At 66.1% G+C, this 17280-nt stretch carries 17 protein-coding genes and 2 pseudogenes; 6 read left to right on the forward strand and 13 right to left on the reverse strand.

The window, feature by feature from the left end; all coding sequences use genetic code 11:
• Together EEY80_RS19655 and EEY80_RS19660 are read left to right on the forward strand one after the other, a co-directional pair.
• The coding region (locus EEY80_RS19655) for a TRAP transporter large permease subunit (protein ID WP_126979282.1) at positions 1 to 852 on the forward strand (852 nt) is incomplete at its 5' end.
• Positions 849 to 1226, forward strand: coding sequence for a DUF1850 domain-containing protein (locus EEY80_RS19660; protein WP_126979598.1), 378 nt, complete (start codon positions 849 to 851; stop codon positions 1224 to 1226). The genes EEY80_RS19655 and EEY80_RS19660, both read left to right, overlap by 4 nt.
• Before the next feature lie 32 nt (positions 1227 to 1258).
• On the opposite strand, the gene EEY80_RS19665 is transcribed toward EEY80_RS19660, so the two are convergent.
• The 7 genes from EEY80_RS19665 to EEY80_RS19695 form a co-directional block, all read right to left on the reverse strand.
• Complete coding sequence (locus tag EEY80_RS19665; protein WP_126979600.1) at positions 1259 to 2266, reverse strand: formylglycine-generating enzyme family protein; 1008 nt, start codon at positions 2264 to 2266, stop codon at positions 1259 to 1261.
• A 222-nt stretch (positions 2267 to 2488) separates the two neighbouring features.
• Entirely contained in the window at positions 2489 to 3775 is a 1287-nt protein-coding gene (locus tag EEY80_RS19670; protein WP_126979603.1) for a TRAP transporter large permease, read from the reverse strand.
• Complete coding sequence (locus EEY80_RS19675) at positions 3772 to 4305, reverse strand: TRAP transporter small permease (RefSeq protein ID WP_126979605.1); 534 nt, start codon at positions 4303 to 4305, stop codon at positions 3772 to 3774. The genes EEY80_RS19670 and EEY80_RS19675 overlap by 4 nt, the downstream gene beginning before the upstream one ends.
• A gap of 59 nt (positions 4306 to 4364) precedes the next feature.
• Positions 4365 to 5441 (reverse strand): TRAP transporter substrate-binding protein, encoded by a 1077-nt coding sequence (locus EEY80_RS19680; RefSeq protein ID WP_126979607.1) that lies wholly within the window; start codon positions 5439 to 5441, stop codon positions 4365 to 4367.
• Positions 5442 to 5479: 38 nt separating this feature from the next.
• Positions 5480 to 7099 (reverse strand): arylsulfatase, encoded by a 1620-nt coding sequence (locus tag EEY80_RS19685; RefSeq protein WP_126979609.1) that lies wholly within the window; start codon positions 7097 to 7099, stop codon positions 5480 to 5482.
• 67 nt (positions 7100 to 7166) lie between these two features.
• A complete protein-coding gene (locus EEY80_RS19690) occupies positions 7167 to 7910 on the reverse strand; it encodes a GntR family transcriptional regulator (protein ID WP_164738337.1) in 744 nt (247 codons plus the stop codon).
• Positions 7911 to 8140: 230 nt separating this feature from the next.
• On the reverse strand, positions 8141 to 8764 hold the full coding sequence (locus EEY80_RS19695) for a TetR/AcrR family transcriptional regulator (RefSeq protein ID WP_126979613.1): 624 nt from the start codon (positions 8762 to 8764) through the stop codon (positions 8141 to 8143).
• A gap of 150 nt (positions 8765 to 8914) precedes the next feature.
• Between EEY80_RS19695 and EEY80_RS19700 the strand changes: the two genes are divergently transcribed.
• From EEY80_RS19700 to EEY80_RS19710, 3 genes and pseudogenes are all read left to right on the forward strand, one after another.
• Complete coding sequence (locus EEY80_RS19700) at positions 8915 to 9316, forward strand: RidA family protein (protein ID WP_126979615.1); 402 nt, start codon at positions 8915 to 8917, stop codon at positions 9314 to 9316.
• Between the two features lie 27 nt (positions 9317 to 9343).
• Positions 9344 to 9544 (forward strand): annotated as a pseudogene (locus tag EEY80_RS20555) (cation transporting ATPase C-terminal domain-containing protein); the annotation flags it as partial.
• Positions 9545 to 9900: 356 nt separating this feature from the next.
• Positions 9901 to 10371, forward strand: a complete 471-nt coding sequence (locus EEY80_RS19710; RefSeq protein ID WP_126979617.1) for a hypothetical protein — start codon at positions 9901 to 9903, stop codon at positions 10369 to 10371.
• Between the two features lie 262 nt (positions 10372 to 10633).
• On the opposite strand, the gene EEY80_RS19715 is transcribed toward EEY80_RS19710, so the two are convergent.
• From EEY80_RS19715 to EEY80_RS19735, 5 genes are all read right to left on the reverse strand, one after another.
• On the reverse strand, positions 10634 to 12208 hold the full coding sequence (locus EEY80_RS19715) for a sulfatase family protein (RefSeq protein ID WP_126979619.1): 1575 nt from the start codon (positions 12206 to 12208) through the stop codon (positions 10634 to 10636).
• The gene (locus tag EEY80_RS19720) at positions 12205 to 14136 is read right to left on the reverse strand and encodes a TRAP transporter permease (protein ID WP_235829924.1); all 1932 of its coding nucleotides are present in this window, start codon (positions 14134 to 14136) and stop codon (positions 12205 to 12207) included. The genes EEY80_RS19715 and EEY80_RS19720 overlap by 4 nt, the downstream gene beginning before the upstream one ends.
• 85 nt (positions 14137 to 14221) lie before the next feature.
• Positions 14222 to 15229: a TAXI family TRAP transporter solute-binding subunit gene (locus EEY80_RS19725; RefSeq protein ID WP_126979621.1), complete on the reverse strand. Its 1008-nt coding sequence runs from the start codon at positions 15227 to 15229 to the stop codon at positions 14222 to 14224.
• Positions 15230 to 15307: 78 nt separating this feature from the next.
• Positions 15308 to 16246, reverse strand: coding sequence for a LysR substrate-binding domain-containing protein (locus tag EEY80_RS19730; RefSeq protein WP_126979623.1), 939 nt, complete (start codon positions 16244 to 16246; stop codon positions 15308 to 15310).
• 30 nt (positions 16247 to 16276) lie between these two features.
• Entirely contained in the window at positions 16277 to 16786 is a 510-nt protein-coding gene (locus EEY80_RS19735; RefSeq protein WP_235829925.1) for a SulP family inorganic anion transporter, read from the reverse strand.
• Here EEY80_RS19735 and EEY80_RS20240 point away from each other — a divergent pair.
• The gene (locus EEY80_RS20240) at positions 16776 to 17201 is read left to right on the forward strand and encodes a hypothetical protein (RefSeq protein WP_164738336.1); all 426 of its coding nucleotides are present in this window, start codon (positions 16776 to 16778) and stop codon (positions 17199 to 17201) included. The two genes, EEY80_RS19735 and EEY80_RS20240, sit on opposite strands and share 11 nt — an antisense overlap.
• On the opposite strand, the pseudogene EEY80_RS19740 reads toward EEY80_RS20240, so the two are convergent.
• Positions 17167 to 17280 (reverse strand): annotated as a pseudogene (locus EEY80_RS19740) (IS3 family transposase); the annotation flags it as partial. The gene EEY80_RS20240 and the pseudogene EEY80_RS19740 overlap by 35 nt on opposite strands.

The raw sequence follows: 17280 nt of genomic DNA on the forward strand, positions 1-17280 counted from the left end.
GCCTCGGCGGCCTTCCTCGAATACGGCGTCAACCTGCTGGTGCTGGTGATCGGCCTGCTGGTGGCGGCCTGCGCGCTCCTGAAGGGCGCGCGCCCGACGCTGGGCATCCTGCGCGACGCGTTGGCGCAGGGCGCGCGCAACGCGCTGCCGGTGGGCATCGCCTGCGCCATCGTCGGCATCGTCATCGGCACGCTGACCCTGACCGGCATCGCCTCGACCTTCATCGGCGCCATCATCGCGGTGGGCGAGAACAACCTGTTCCTGTCGCTGGTGCTGACGATGCTGACCTGCCTCGTCCTCGGCATGGGCATCCCCACCATCCCCAACTACATCATCACCTCCTCGCTGGCCGGACCCGCGCTGCTGGAACTGGGCGTGCCGCTCCTCGTCAGCCACATGTTCGTCTTCTACTTCGGCATCATGGCCGACCTGACCCCGCCGGTGGCGCTGGCCTGTTTCGCCGCCGGGCCCATCGCCAAGGCTTCGGGGCTGAAGATCGCGCTGCAGGCGGTGCGGCTGGCGGTGGCGGGCTTCGTGATCCCGTTCATGGCGGTCTATACGCCGGCGCTGATGCTGCAGGATGGGGGCCCGCTCGCCGCGAGCCTCGGCTATCCGGTGGAGGTGGCCTATATCCTGCTGAAGGCGGTGCTGGGGGTCGGGCTCTGGGGCGTCGCCGTGGTGGGCCAGTTCCTGGGCCGCGCCACCCTGCCCGAACGGCTGGTCGCCTTTGCCGGCGGCGTGTCGCTGATCGTGGCGCTGCCGGTATCGGACGAGATCGGCTTCGCGCTCGCCGCGCTGTTCGGGGTCCTGCACTGGCTGCGGCTGCGCCGGCAGGGCCAGGCCCCGGCATGAGCCTCTGCATCGCCGCCGGCGGCCTGCTGCTGACGCTGGCGGCGGAGCGCTTCACCCTCGACTGGACCCATTCGGTGGAGAAGATCCGCTGGCACGAGGTCTGGACCGTCTCGGAGGCGGGCCTGCGCCCGGTCGAGGCGGTGATGACCGGCAGCGGCGCGGGGATGGAGCCGCCCGCCGGCGCGGTGTTCCGCGACGGCGGCTGGCACGCGACCCCCGACCTGCCGCCGCAACGCCTGGTCCGGCTCGCCGCCTCGGGCAAGACCGGCGCCGGATGGACCCTCTGCGCCGCCGGAACCTGCCACGAACTGGGCGCCGAACCCGGCCCCCCCGTCCTGCTCTGGAGCGCCGGGGATTGCGCCGACCCGCCCTGAGGCGTCAGGCAAGGGTCAGAGCGGCGGGCCCCTCATCCGGCAGCGTCGGCCGTCGCGGAGGACTGCGGTGCGGCAACCCGGAAACCCGAATGCCCCGTCGAACTGTCGGGGTCGTTGCGGGTGCGGGAATGGACGTGATAGCGGTCGCAATAGCTGTCGTGACAGAGGTACGAGCCGCCGCGCTGCACCCGGGGGGCGGCGGGGGTGGCGGCGTCAGGATCGGCGGCCGGATCCAGGACAGGCAGGCGCGACGGCGGGGCGAGCGGGCCGAAGCGGTCGAGTGCCCATTCCCAGACATTGCCGGTCATGTTCCACAGCCCGTAGCCGTTCGGCGCGTAGGCGGTCACCGGCACGGTGCCTGTCCAGCCGGGGTCGGCATCGGTCTGCCGGGGGAATTGGCCCCGGAACGTGTTCATCGCCGGGATGCCGCCGGGTTCCATCTGGTCGCCCCAGGGAAAGCGCCGCTTGGCCAGGCCGCCGCGGGCGGCCCGTTCCCACTGCGCCTCGGAGGGCAAGGACAGGCCGGCCCAGGTGCAGTAGGCCAGCGCGTCATACCAGGCGATGTGAACGGCCGGGTGATCCTCGCGGCCGGCGGTGGTCGACCCGGGACCCTCGGGGGCCTGCCAGCAGGCTCCGTCCACCCGGCGCCACCATGGCAGGCCGGGGGGGCTGTCCGGCCAGGCCGCCGGATCGGGCAGCAGCAGATGGAAGACATAGCTCCACCCTTCCCGCTCGGCGACGCTGCGATAGCCCGTCGCGGCGGCAAAGCGGGCGTATTCGGCCGTCGTGACGGCGGTGGGCGAGATCAGGAACGGCGACAGCTTCACCTTGCGCCGGGGACTGTCGAGATCGGCGGCAAAGCGCGACTGCCGGGCGCCCATCTCGAATATCCCGCCGGGAACGGGGCGCAGCGCGGCACGCAGCGCCGCCCGCTCGGCCTCGGGGGCCTGCGGCACGGCGCGGGCTGCGGCGAGATAGGCCTCACCCGGCGCCGCGGTCCCGCGCCCTGCCCCGCAACATGCCGGCGTCTTCCCGTCCATATCCAGAGCCTCCTTCGACCGTTCCCGGCTACGACCCGTCGCGCGATTCGCGCTTGCCGCGCATATAGTGCTGCTCTGGCCGATAGTTGCGGCGGTTGAACAGTGCGGCAATGAGTCCGAAAAGCCGTTTCATGCTGTCCTCCTGTCCCCGGGTCCGGCGGACCGGGATCGAACGCGCCGGACCGGCCCTGCGGCGCCGGCCGCGACACAAATGGTCATGATCTAGAGCCCCATCATCCGCGGCAGCCAGAGGTAGATCTGCGGCACGAAGGTGACGAGCAGAAGGATCATGAACATCGCCAGCAGATAGGGGGCGGCGGCGACGAAGACCCTGTGGATCGGCACATTCGCGATGCCGCCGGCGATGAACAGGCACAATCCCACCGGCGGCGTCACCAGTCCGAGCGCGAGTGCCAGGCAGGTGAACAGGCCGAAATGGACCGGGTCGATCCCGTAGGCCGAGGCCAGGGGGGCGAAGATCGGCACCAGCATGACCATCGCGGCCGCCTGTTCGATGAACAGGCCGATGACCAGATAGATCACCAGCATCAGCGCCAGGAACACCATCGGACTCGACGTCGTCTCCTGCAGCGCGGTCGAGATCCAGCGCGGCACGCCCTCGATCGTCAGCCACCAGGTCGACACGTTGCCGACCGAAATCAGCAGCATGACGACCGCCGTGACGGTGATCGTCCGCACCATCGCCGCATGGACGAGGGCCCAGGTCAGCTGGCGCGTCACGAAGAAGCCGATGGCCAGGGCATAGACGATGGCGATGCAGCCGGCCTCGGTCGGGGTGGCAAAGCCCCCGACCACGCCGCCCACCATGATGACCGGCAGGATGGCGGCGATCAGGAAACGCCCGGTGATGCGCAGGATCTCGGCCATGCCATAGCGGCGGTCGGACACGGGATAGTCCTTCCTGCGCACGAGGATCGCGGTCACGATCATCATCGACAGGCCAAGAAGGATGCCCGGCACGATCCCCGCGAGGAACAGGGCGGCGATCGAGACATTGCCGGCGGCAAAGGCATAGATCAGCATCGGCAGGCTGGGGGGGATGACGGGGCCGACGACCGAGCTGACGGCGGTCACGGCCGCGACCAGCTCGCCGTCATTGTATTCCTCCTTGGTGGCCTTGATCATCATCGAGCCGACCGCGCTGGTATCCGCGATGGCAGAGCCGTTGATCCCGCCGAAGAACATGCTCACCACGATGTTGATCTGCAGCAGGCTGCCCTTGAACCGGCCCACGAGCAGGCGCGCGAAGTCCAGCAACCGTTGCAGGATGCCGGACCCGCCCATCAGCTCGCCCGCCAGGATGAACAGCGGGATCGCAACCAGCGTGAACCGGTCGAGCCCGGTCCAGAGGCGCTGCGTGAACAGCTGGACCGGCTGATCGGTCATCACGAAGACCAGCAAGGTCGACAGCCCGAGCGCAAAGCCGATCGGCATGGCCAGGGCGATCAGGCCGATGAAGGCGAGCAGATAGACGGCTAGGGCGCTCATTCGGGCAACCTCGTGCTGGGGGTCTGCAGTGAGAAGTCCGGGTCATGAAGGTTCAGCCAGGTGGTGATGTTCGACTGGACCAGCGCATAGGCCGCGCCGACCGCCACCGAGGCATAGGGGATCGCCATCGAGATGCCGAAGACGAACGGGTCGCGGGAGCCGGTCGCGCTCAGGGCGTTGAGCGTCCCGTAATAGGCGACGACCGCCAGCAGGACCGATACCAGCGCGTTGTTGAGGACCAGCAGCACCCTGGCGCTGCGGCGGGAGAGCTTGACCGCGACGATGTCCACCAGCACATGCTCGCCGCTTCTGATCGCAAGGCCCACCCCGAGGAAGACCATCCATTGCATCAGGTATTTCGCCAGCGCGTCGGCGAAGTTGAGCGGGTTGAAGATGATGAAGCGCGAGAAGACGGAGGCGCTGATCGTCAGCACGATCGCCCCCAGCAGCGCGACGCAGATGCTGCGCACGGCGGATGACAGGTGCAGGTCGAACCGCCGCAGGCGGGCGGTGAAGGTGGTTTCCGGCATGATGCTCTCCCGAGGGCGCCCTGCCCCCCGGGGGGCAGGGCCGTCTGCACGATCGGATCCTAGCGGGTATAGCCCCAGCCGCCGTCACCGACGGGGCCGGCCTCTTGCCGGATCAGGTCGATCTTTTCCTGGCTCATGCCGTCGCGTCCGGTGAACTGCGTCCAGACGCTGTCGATCGTCATGTCGCGCACGGCCTGATATTCGGCATCCGGCAGGGCGTAGATCTCGACCCCGGCCTCTTTCATCGCCGCGATGTTCTCGGTGATATATTGCGAGACGAAATCGACATGCCAGGCCTGAGCCTCGGCGGCGGCGCTGTTCAGGATCTCCCGCACCTCCTCGGGCAGGGCCGCGAACTTCTCCTCGTTCACGACGATGACCGAGGCATAGTTCTGGAAGTTGAGGTCGAGGATGTACTTGACGAGCCCGCCCTCGTGGAACTTGGCCGAGTGGAAGCTGGCATAGGGCACGGTCAGGCCATCGACCATGCCAAGGCGCAGCGCCTCGGGCGTTTCCGGCCAGTCGATCGTCACCCCGGCCGCGCCCCAGGCCTCGTGCGAGGCGATTTCCAGGGGCGAGCGCGAGGCGCGGAACTTCATTCCCGCCAGATCGGCGGCGGTTTCGATCTTCTTCTTCGAGGTGCCGACCTCACGCGGGCCGCCGATCTCGAAGGTGGCGAACCATTCCAGCCCGACCGGCTTCAGCTCCTCGTTGACCTGCGCCTGGACGGCCTCGCTTCCCATCGCGGCCAGCAGCTGCTGGCGGCTTTCGAACAGGAACGGGAAGTGGAACACCTCGAAGGCCGGGGTGATCGAGGCGAGGTTGGCGAAGCTGTCCGCCGCGAAGTCCAGGTGCCCGTTCTTCACCGCCTCGAAGGTCTCGACGCCCGAGCCCAGCTGGCCGCCGTGGAACACCTCGATGGTGATCCGGCCGTCCGATTTCTCGCTCGCCAGTTCGGCGAACTTGTCGATCCCGAAGGCGGTCACGTCCGTTGCCGCCAGCACATTGGCGAGCCGGAAAGTATAGTCCTGGTCCAGCGCGGCCTGAGCGGCCGCCATGCCGGGCGCAAGGCTGCAGGCCGTCACGATCGCCATGACGGGCCGCGCCGCGGACAGGGTCTTGAGCAGATGTTTCATAGGTTCCTCCCTTTGATACAGGTCTGTTTGCTTGTCGTTCAGGCGTCTTCGTCTTCCCAGAAGGCGGGGGCGCCCGCGTCCTTCATCACCTCCAGGATCTTCTCGCGCGGGATGACGCCGCAGCGCGCGGCCCAGTCGTCATACATCGCGGCCATCGTCCGGACGCGGTCGGGATGGGCGCCGGCCAGGTCGGTCAGCTCGGTGCGGTCCGCCTCCATGTCGTAGAGTTCCCAGTCCTGCGGGTAGTTGCGGACCAGCTTCCACTTGCCGTCGCGCACGGCCGCGTTGCCCTCGTGTTCCCAGAACAGCGGCTTGCGCCCCAGACGATCGTCGGTGAACGAGCCGACCAGGCTGACGCCCTCGCAGGGGGGGACGGGCTGCCCGTGGCGTTCGGCCGGGTAGGCCGCGCCCGTGGCTTCGAGGATCGTCGCCATGATATCGGGCAGCTGGCCGGGCGTGTGCCGGATCGCGCCCCGGTCCTTGATCCCGGCGGGCCAGTGAACGATCAGCGGGGTCGCGATGCCGCCCTCATGCGTCCAGTGCTTGTAGAAGCGAAACGGCGTGTTCGACAGGTTCGCCCATGCCGTCCCGTAGCTCTGATAGGTGTCCTCGGGGCCGGGCATGATCGAGGGGTCGTTGCCGATCCTCACGTCGCGGCCGTCGCGGGTCTTGTACTGGGCGATCATCAGGTCTTCGACCAGCTGCCTGGGATCGACGCCTTCGGGAATGTCCTCGGCGCATCCGCCGTTGTCGGACAGGAAGATGACGATCGTGTTCTCGTCCTGGCCGGTATCCCTGAGCGCCGACAGAATGCGTCCGATGCCCTGGTCCATGCGGTCGATCTGGGCCGCATAGACCTCCATGCAGCGGATCAGCCACTCCTTCTCGCGCGCATCCTCGAACGGGGGCTGCGTCGCGTCGCGCGGCGACAGCTTCCAGCCGCTGTCGAGGATCCCGGCCCGCACCAGCCGCTCGAGCCGCGCCTCGCGCAGCTTGTCCCAGCCCGCGTCGAAGCGGCCCTTGTACTTGTCGATATCTTCCTGTTGCGCGTGCAGCGGCCAGTGCGGAGCCGTGTAGGCGACATACATGAAGAAGGGGGAATCCGGGCTTTCGCTGCTGTGCTCGCGCACGTAGTCGGCGGCCTGGTCGCTGATCGCATCGGTATAGAAGAACTCCGGGTTCTCGACCGCCTCGTGCTCCACGTTCTCGTTGCCGCGGGTCAGGGTGTTCGGGTGGTAGAAGCTGCCTGCGCCGATGATCGTGCCATAGAACTTGTCGAACCCCCGCTGCATCGGCCAGGCGCTGGTGGGGTTCCGGAGGTCGGAGGCGACATGCCACTTGCCGCTCATATAGCTGCGGTAACCGCTGGCCTTCAGCACCTCGGGGATCGTCACGCAGGTTTCGGCGAGGTTCCCGGCATAGCCCTCGGGCCCCATGTCATAGGTCAGCACGCCGATGCTGGTCTGGTGCGGGTGCAGGCCGGTCAGAAGCGATGCGCGCGAGGGGCTGCAGCGGGCGGTGTTGTAGAACTGCGAGTAGCGCAACCCATTCATCGCAAGGCTGTCGAGGTTCGGCGTTTCGACCTCGCCGCCATAGCAGCCGATGTCGGAATACCCCATGTCGTCATTCAGGATGATGATTACGTTCGGCTGGCTCATGTCCGGTGGGCTTCCTTGGCGAGGTTGAAAGGGCGGGTACGGGTCGGCTGGGCGCAGGGACGGACGGTCAGTAGGACCGCCGGCGCAGGTTGATGGAGAACTGGAAGAAGTCGGGCCGATAGACCGAGCGCAGCAGCTCCAGAGGGCGGCCGCTGCGCGCCCGGGTGACCCGGGTCATCTCGACCAGCGCGGAGGTCTGGTCCAGACCCAGGACGATCTCGTCCTCGGCGGTCGAGATGCGGGCCCCGATGGTCTGCACGGCCTCGCCGATCTCGAGGCCCAGCTCCCGCTCGAACACCTCGTACATCTTGATCGTGATCAGGTCGCGGCCGGCGAGTTCCAGCCCGATGTCGGGGGGATAGAAGGCGTGTTCGATGGCGACCGGGGTGTCGTCGGCAAAGCGCACCCGCTTCAGCTGCCAGACGGCCCGCTCGCCCAGCACCTCGCGCACCTCGTCGTCCAGACGGTTGGTCATCCCGCTGTCCAGCGTCGCGGCGCCGGGCCGGAACCCGGCTTCGGCCACCGCCTCCTGAAACCCGAGCAGGTTGCCGACCCATTGTTCGGCATGGCCGGACCGCAGGAAGGTGCCGCGACGGGGCGCCCGGTCGAACATGCCGCTTTCGACCAGGGGGCCGATGGCGTTTCGCACCGTCGCACGGCTGACGCCGAAGCGCTCGACCAGCTCCGCCTCGGTCAGAAGCCGGCCGTTCTGATCGACGATCTCACCGCTGATGGCCTGCTGGCGAATGAGTTCCCGCACCTTGACGTGCAGGGGCTCGTTCGCCGTCACCTCGGACGCGCTTTCAGTCATGTCTCTCTCCCTTCTCATTTGTTACGACAAAAATAGATCATGGTCAATTGTACTGTTATTTGTTCCGACCGGCAGGTCCTGGGCCTGCGTCGCCTGCGAGGCGATTTCCGACTGTCCACCCTCCGCGCGCGACGACTGCCCTGCCCCGCCGCAGCGCCGCGGCAGGCTTCGGCCGGGCGGCGCTCCGGTGGCTCAGCGATCCTGACCGACCTCGGCAGACGCGTACGTCATCAGGATCCCGAACGGCGATCCGCCCCGGCAGGGTCTTTCGTCAGCAGCCCTTCGGCCAGCATCCGGAAGGCCGCCTGCGCCTTGGGCAGGGTCGCGGCAGGATCGTCGCAGGCAGCCACCCAGAGCGCGGCGTTGAGCGCGGCGCCGTTCAGCAGGCGTGAGGCAGCCTCGACATCTACCGGCCGCAACGTGCCTTCGGCCAGAAGCTGCGCGACTGTCGTGCGGGTCGCATCGAGGCAGCGGTTCTGGCTGGGCCAGCAGGCCGGATCGCCCAGCACCGCCGGGCCGTCGCGCAGGACGATGCGCTGCACCTCGGCATCCAGGGCCATCTCGATATAGGCACTCCCCTCGGCAAGCAGGGCTTGCCATGCCGTGTTCTCGGCTTCGGCAAGGCTGCGCGCCCGGCTGGCCATCTCGGCGTCGATCTGGTCGACCACGGCGGCGAAGAGCCCCCTCTTGTCTCCGAAGTTGTGGTACAGCGCGCCGCGCGTCAGCCCGACGGCGGCCGTCAGGTCATCCATCGACGTGTCGGAAAAGCCCTTCTCGGCAAATGCCGCGCGTGCCGATGCCAGCAGCTTGCGCCGCGTCTCGTCCATCATCTCGGCGCGCGATCGCCTGGCCATGTCGTCTCCGGAAAGATAGGTGGCCCGCCTCATTGACATACGCAGTGTACGCCAATAACTCGGACATACGCAGCGTATCTGAATGCCCATCCCCGCGAAACCCCTCGCGCCGGGGCCGCTGCAGGATCTGTTACGAAAAGGAACCCATCGATGGCAACGCGCACCGCAGTCTATCCCGACAACTCGGCCCGGCACGCCCTCTATGACAAGCACGGCTATGCGCCTGCCGTACGCTCGGGGGATTTGCTCTTCGTGTCCGGCCAGGTCGGAAGCCGTGACGACGGCTCGCCGGAAGAAACCTATCCCGCCCAGGTCGAGCGTGCCTTCAGGAACCTCGAGGCGGTGCTGAAAGCCGCCGGCTGCAGCTTCGACGACATCATCGACGTCACGACCTTCCACACCGATCCCGAGACGCAATTTCCCGTGCTCATGCCGGTCAAGGAACGCTACTTCCCCAACCGTCCGTTCCCGGCCTGGACCGCTGTCGGCGTGAACTGGCTGGCAGGCTTCGACCTGGAGATCAAGGTAATCGCCCGCGTCCCCGGCGCCTGAGGCCGACCACTTCAACTAGGGCATTCCACGGCCCTGCTTCTGGCCCTCGCCCTGCCGATCACTGCCGTACAAATCCTCTGGATCAACCTGATCACCACTGTAACGCTTGGCCTTGCGCTTGCTTTCGAGCCGACCGAGACGGGCACCATGGCCCGCCCGCCGCGCGCCCGCCAGGCGTCCATCATTTCGGGCGCGCTGGTCTGGAATGTCATCCTTGTCGCGACCCTTTCTCCCCCACCATATCCAGAGCCTCCTTCGGCCGTCTGTGGCCACGACCTGTCGCGCAAATCGCGCTTGCCGCGCCTGCTGCTCAGGCCGATAGTTGCGGCGGTTGAACAGTGCCGCAACAAGTCCGAAAGGCCTTTTTATGCTGTCCTACTGTCCTACTATCCTCGGGCCCGGCGATCCGGGGTCAACGAACCCGACCGGCCGTCCGACGCCGGCCGCGACACGTAACCCAGACCGGCCGGCGCTGGACCGCAGGTCTAGTAAGAGATCCGAGCGGTCCGTGGTGGGAGGCGACGTTTGGAAACCCGGCAGCCACACCGCTCAGCATCTGACCGCACAATCATGGGGGTAGCGGAATGAACCTGGAACCTCTCACGCAGGGGAGACTGGACTGCCTGTGCAGCATCTACGCAGGCATCAACCTTCTTCGACTCAATGGTGCCATTCCCGACGACGAGCCTTCAGCCTGGGAAAAATTCCGCACTGCCGTGGAACGGATAGAGAAGGAGGGGGACCTGTCCGCCGCCGTTCTCGAAGGAATCGATCCCGAAGACATTCCATGGCTCCTTGACGTGCTCGGCGCGCAAAATGTCGAAGGCGTTTCGCCGTCCGATATCGCCAGCCGTGTTGGGCCCAACTGTGGAGCGCTGATCTTCTTTTGCAAAAAAGAGGAGCCGAAGACCCATTACACGGTCGTTCAAGGCGTGGATGCGGAGACTGGGGATTTCATACTGTTCGACAGCTACGGCTTCAGCAGACTGACCGCCGGAAGCCGCCTCGACGGTGAAACGGTCAACATCTGCCACGCTTGGGTGGTGAGCGACTGAGTGATCAGAGGCGGTATCGCGGGCGAGGACAAGACCTGACCCCCGGCCTGCGCCGGTCACGAGCGCGGTTTCTCCGGACGCAGAACCAGGGCAAGAAGGTCGGCGCAGCCCGTCACGGTATGGCCACGATAGCAGAGCCGTATCTGGGTCTCCGGCGGCATGGTTCGGCAGCGGTCGCGTGGGCGCCCTGCATCCCCGCACATCCTCCCGGGTCATCCGCCAGACATCTACGCCACCCTGGTTCGCAGCGGGCGCCACGACGTCACGCCCGTCCGGTGGGCATTGGCGAGCGGTCAACATGCGCCAGTTCGGCCCGAACCAGCATCTCGAGAAGACGGGCCTTGTCCGGCGCGTGGACGGGATCGTCCCACAGATTCCGCAACTCTCCGGGATCGGCCGACAGGTCGTAAAGTTCGCCCCACTCCATGTCCTGCAGGACCGAAAGGCGGAACCGCCTGTCGCGGATGCTGTGGATGTTGGGCGGGACGCCCAACTGGTCCATCTCCTTCTGGTGGGCATACTGGATGAATGCAGCCGGCCTCCCGGCCTCTGCGAAGAGGTTGCGGCCCTGCATCCCGCAAGCAGCTTCGATCCGCGCGCGCTCGAGGATCGTGGTGCCGATGTCATGGGTCTGTCCGATCCTGTCCGAGCGCGCAGCACCGTCGCCCTCCGGGTCTGCCCACAGGAACGGCACGCGGGTGATCTGCTCATATTGCTCGGCGCCCTTGAAGAGAAGGCGGTGATCGCCGAGGTGATCGCCGTGGTCGGTCGTGAATATCTCGACCGTCTCGCCCGCGCGGCCACTGGCCTGCAGGGCGTCCTGAACCGTCCCCACCGCATCATCGATCATGGAGATCATGCCGCAGGTCAGGGCCTGCGCTTCCTGCGCCTCGCGCGGGGAACAGCCGACGGCGTTCATGCCCCGCAGGTTCGCCTTTCCTTCGTCCCGCATGTTCAGCACCCCGGCGACATGGGGTGGCGGGGTCCAGTCGTTGCGGGTGAACGCCTCGGGGACGGGGAAGTCGTCCGGATCGTACATTTCCCAGTACTTGCCCGGCGGGTTGAACGGGTGGTGCGGGTCGGGCCAGCTGACCATCAGGAAGAAGGGCTGGTCCTCGTCCTTCCGGGCCTCGATGAAGGCAGCCGCACGTTCCGCGATATAGGTTGTCGAATACAACTCGGGCGGGAGGGCCGTCCGGACAGCCTGCGGGCAGCTGTAGTCGTGCGGCAACTGGTTTGCCGCGCCCAGAAGATGGCCCGCGTCGGGGCGACGCTCCAGCAGCCAAGCCGCATAGTCGCCGCCGACATGATCGCCATGCCCGGTGACAAGCTCGACATGATCGAAGCCATAGAACGGGGTGGGGACACGGGGCTGCGAGCCGGACCAGAAATCCGGCTCTTCGTATTTGTAGGTTGGCGCATTCAGGTCATGCCGGACGGCCTCGGCAAGATCGCCATCTGCCCGGAAATATCCCTCGCGCGCTGAAGGCACCGTCATTGACGGGGGAGCCCCGGTGAAGGTCTGCAGATGGCTCTTGCCGATTAGCCCGGTGCGGTAGCCCGCCACCTTCAGCAGTTCGACAAAGGTCACGTTCTGGCGGCTCAGCGGCACGCCATTCATGGTCACGCCATGGCTGGACGGCATCCGGCAGGTCATCAGGCTCGCGCGGTTGGGCATGCAGACCGGGCTTGCGACATAAAAGCGGTCGAAGGCCACGCCGCGCGCGGCGATCCCGTCGATATTCGGCGTCCTCAGGATCGGATGACCATAGCAGCCAAGATAATCCGCCCGATGCTGATCCGTGACGAAGAGAAGAAAGTTGGGGCGCTCGGTCACGTGATGGCTCCCTTTTCCTTGGGGTCAGAGAGGTAACGATAGACGACGAGCGCGGTCCCGAAAGCCAGCGCCCCAAGCTCGATCCACAGAACCGGAGACAGGAGCGCGAGAGCCACGGCAAGGCGCAGGATACGCTCGACCGCCGTCAGCCTGCCGCGGTCATGGCCGATCAATGCCGACGTGCAGAAATAGAGCGCGGCAAACAGGAAGGCGATGGCGGGCAGAACGCTGTTCAGGTCCGTGTCGCCGATGCCCAGAAGAAGGGCGTCGTCGAAGGCCCAGGCGAAAGGGATCAGGAACATCATGGCCCCGATCCGGGTCGATGCAATGGCAGTCGCAATCGGTCGCCCGCCGGACACGGCAGCCGCGGCGAACGCCGTCAGTGCGACGGGTGGGGTGATGCCGGCGGCAACGCCGAAGAAGAAGACGAACATGTGGGCTGCCAGCAGTTCCATCCCGAAGCCCTGCAATGTCGGCCCCATAACCGAGATGATCGCGATATAGGCGGGCAGCGTCGGCATCCCCATGCCAAGAACGATGCAACCCGCCGCCGCGATCAGCAGCGCGACCAGCAGCGAGTTCGACGACGCGTTCGACAGCAACACGGCGAAGGTCGTCGGAATCCCCGTGGCCGACAGGACCGACACCACGATCCCCACAATCGCGATGGCAACGGCCAGTTGCCCGACGACCTTGCCGCCCTCGGCCAGCGACGCGACCAGCAGCATGGGCTTTCGGCGCACTTCCGGATTGATGAAGCTCATCGGGATCAGCAGAAGGATCGCCGCGATCGAGGCACCGGCAGCGGACAGGCCGCTCACCAGCAGATAAACGATGATGGCGATCGGCCCGAAGACCAGCAGCATGTTCAGCCAGTCCTGGCCCGTGGGGGGATCGACGTCGATATCGTCGCCGCTCACCTGGATGTTCAGCTTCTGGCTTTCGAAATAGACGGCCATGAAAAGAGAAGCGTAGTAGGCAACGGCGGGGATGATGACGGCCAGGATGACCGTCAGGTAGCTGACACCCACGATATCGGCCATGACCAGCGCGGCGGCGCCCATGATCGGCGGCAGGATCTGCCCGCCGGTCGAGGCAGTCGCCTCCACCGCACCGGCGAAGGTGGCGCTGAAGCCCCGCCTGCGGATCATCGGGATGGTCACGACGCCAGTGCCGACCACGTTGGCAACCGCCGAGCCCGAAACGGTGCCGAACAGCGCCGAGGCCAGGATCGCGGCATAGGCCGGCCCGCCCCTGAAGCGCTTCATCAACTGGAACGAAATGCGGATCATCGAGCCGCCTGCGCCGCAGCCCTCGAGAATGGCGCCCAGGACAATGAAGGGAAGCACGGTCGTCAGGATGACGCCCATGATCGACCCGAGGATACCCTGATCGGTCGCATACCAGATGTTCGCGGGGATCGCGTCCACGACGTTGACGGGGGCCGTTCTCAGCGGTCCGGGCCAGTGCTGGCCGGTCGCCAGATACAGCAGCGCCAGCGCACCGATGATGGCAATCGGCGGCCCCCAGAGATACCAGCACGCCCAGATCGAGATACCGGCGGCCAGCAGCGCCAGCACCATCTCGCGCTGGCCGAAGAACATCACGCTGTTCTGGATGACCATGCCGACACGCCAGAAGTCGTAGCAGACATAGCCGATCGCGACGGCAGCGATGGCATAGGCGACAAGGTGAACGGTCTTCAGGCCATTCTCCCGGGCGCGACGTTCCGCATCGACGCCAAGAAAGACCAGGATCGCAAGCCAGTAGAACAGCGGGCGAAACCACTCGACCGCGAAGGGGCCGATGCGCGGCAGCACATTGTAGGTCGGCATCACGTTTGCCAGACCGATGAGCGCGATCACCAATCCGACGACATAGACCGCGCGTCTTGCCATGCGCGTGGCTGCGTTGACCGAGCCCTCCATGGCCGATCCCTCCCTGATTTCCACGTGAATGATGGTGCCGACCGCACAGGTCCGTGGCCCGGACCGGCGGCCGGCCTGCCGGATGTCAGTTCGGCACGAGTTCGGCGGGAACCTCGATCCCGGCCTCCTCGTAATAGCGCACCGCGCCCGGATGCAGCGCCGCCGAAAGGTTGGCGAAAGGTTGCGAAGAGTCGATCGATTGCATCAACGCATTGGCGTTCTTCATCGCGTCAAGGTTGTCCCAGAACGCTTTGGTCAGCTTGTAGGCCGTCTCGTCGTCCATCGAGGCATTGACCGCCATCATCATCGAGGTCGCGACAGCGATCAGGTCCGCGTCGCCGTTTGCCTGCCCCGAATAGGTGCCGGCCGGGATAATCGTGGGAGCCATCGCACTCTCTTCGACATATTGCGCCCAGACATCGGTCTCCATCACCTCCTCGGGGATCCCCAGGATGACGATCTCGCGCTGGAGGCTCAATTCGTTCAGCATCTGGCTGCCAACTGCGATCGAGCCGACATAGACGTCATATTGGCCGTCCTGAAAGCTCTGCTGAGCGGCATCCCACGGCGCACGAAAGGCTTCATAGTCCGCATCGGGCATCAGTCCGCCGCTTGCGGCCGAGATCATGCCCGAAATCTGGCGGTTGGCCGCCCCGGCGGGGGGGCCGATATAGACGCGCTTGCCGGCGAGATCGTCCCAGCTGTCGATTCCGCTGTCCGCCCAGGCAACCGCATGAAAGGTGCCGCCCGGGAAACCGAACAGCGCACGCAGGTTCGGCGCCATCGACTTGGCCTGATCCGCAAGATCGGCATAGGGGCCGACTCCGGCCTTCATCGCATTGTAGGCATCCGGCGGAACCACGGCGACGTCCAGCTGGCCCGCCGCGACCTTGAGCGCCGAGCGTGTCAGCGCCTGCCCCAGAATGACCTGCAGGTTCACGCCTTCGGCGGCTGTGAATTGCGCGTAAGTCTGTGGAACGATCCCGGTCAGCGACGCCGCGCCGCCACCTTCGAGACTGAGGGATTGCGCCTGGGCGATGCCGCCGCTGACAGCAAGGGCAGCCGCGATTGCGACCTTCGCAAGTTGGTTCATGTGCCTTCCTCCCAAAGACGTGCCTGAAGCCTGAGCCTACCACCGCAATCGGGGGCCGAGCGCACAAAGTCTGCGCAGTCACATACCAGTTCCGGTATGGAAGGGATGCCTCCGCACATGCTGAACCATCATTGCGACCGCGCCGGACAGCTTCACATCCGGGTTGGTCGTCAGCCCGACGGGCCCGACGAGCCCGCGCCCTCCGATGCCGAGATCGACCAGATCGCCGGACTCGATCTCGCGCTGGACGACCCCCTGGGGGATGATGGCGACGCTTTCGGTGATCGCCAGATAGGCACGCTGGAAATCCGAGGACGTGGTCTCGATCACATTCGGCAGGCCGCCGACGCCCTGCCCCGCAAGAAAGCGCGAGACCTCTTGCCGGATGATGGTCCCCTCGGGCGGCAGAAGCATCGGATAGTCCAGAACGTCCTGCAGCGAGGGGCTCTTGTGGGCCAGCGGGTGGGACGCGCGCACCACGAAAACAAGCGGTTCGTCATAGAGTGCCTCGAAGACCAGCCCGCGCATCTCCTCGCTGGACGAAAGCCGGCCGATCACGATGTCGGTCTCTCCGTGACGCAGTGCGCCCAGCAGGACGGCGTTCGGGCCCGGATTGATGACGACCCTCACACCGGGCATCTGCACCTTGAAGCTGGCGATCAGGGATGGAAGCATTCGTGAGCAGACATTCGGCAAGGCACCGATCCGCACCACCTCTTGCGCCCCGACATCGCCGATCGCCGCCCTTGTGCCCTGCCATATCTGCAGAAGGCCCGCCTCTGCCGCTTCGAGAAAGTCGCGGCCTCGCCGCGTCAGTTCCGCCCCGCGCATCGAGCGGTCGAACAGGTCATGGCCCAGCACCTGCTCCAGCTCGCGTATGCTGCGGCTGACCGACGGTTGGGTCAGGCCCAGCTTGTCAGCCGCCGCACCGACACTTTTCATCCGCGCCGCGGTGACGAAGCAGCGCAGCTGGCGCAGACGCATCTTCTGCGAGATCAGGTCGGCCTTGTGTCTCATCGCAGATCCGGGCTGGAAACACGGGAGACCCTAGGATGGGCCAACGCGACTTTTCAAGTCGCCATCCCGCATCGCGAGAACCCGGGCCCTGGTGCGAGAGTGGCATTCGGCCTCGACATGATCGAACGACCCGAAATAGAGCGGCCCGTCCAGGCGCACCGTCAGAAGCTGCGGGCATTCCGGCACCCCGTGCATGTCGGCATTGCGGAACTTGCGCCGCCCCGACGGCGACAGGACCGGCGTGCTGACCCTCAACGAGGGGCGTGCGCTGTTGAAGATGAAGATCGAGAACGACGCGATCACGCCCACATAGATCGACGTGTCGAGGTCGAGGATAAGTCCGGCGCCGAGCGTCAGGAGCAGGATCAGCGTCTCCGGGCGAGAGGTGCGGATGATATGCGCGATCTCCTTGCGGTCGATCAGACGCCAGGCGACATAGAGGATCAGGCCCGCGATGGCCGGTTGTGGGATGACGGTGATGTAGCTGCCGAACAGCAGCAGGATCACGGCCAGGAGCAGGCTGGCGGCGATGGCCGCCATCGGGGTTTGCGCACCGCATTCGGCATTCACGCTGAAGCGGGTGAACGAGCCGGTCTACCGCCTGCTGGAGACGCTCGAGGAAATGCAGCTCGTCATTCGCGACCGCTCTTCCGAGAAATGGCGCCCGACGCTGCACACCAAGTCGCTCAGCTCGGGGTTCCGGGACGAGGACTGGGTCTGCCAGATCGCCATCCCCAAGATGATCCAGATGGCGCGGCGCATCCTCTGGCCGATCGACCTCATGACCATGCGCGAGTACCGGATGGAGGTGCGCGAGTCGACGCACAGCATCAGCCCCTACGCCATCAACCACGGCATGGTGGGGCGGAAGCTGCCCATTCCCGAAACGGCCTCGGGGCGCGCGCATCTGGCGTTTGCATCTTCTCTGCCCATTCCAGGATCGCGTTCGAGGTGAACTCGGTGCCGTTGTCGCTGACGATGACGCCGGGCTTTCCACGACGCTCGATCAGCGCTGTCAGCTCCCGGGCAACGCG

The sequence above is a fragment of the Frigidibacter oleivorans genome (genome assembly GCF_003993775.1).
GTDB classification, from domain to species: Bacteria; Pseudomonadota; Alphaproteobacteria; order Rhodobacterales; family Rhodobacteraceae; genus Frigidibacter; species Frigidibacter oleivorans.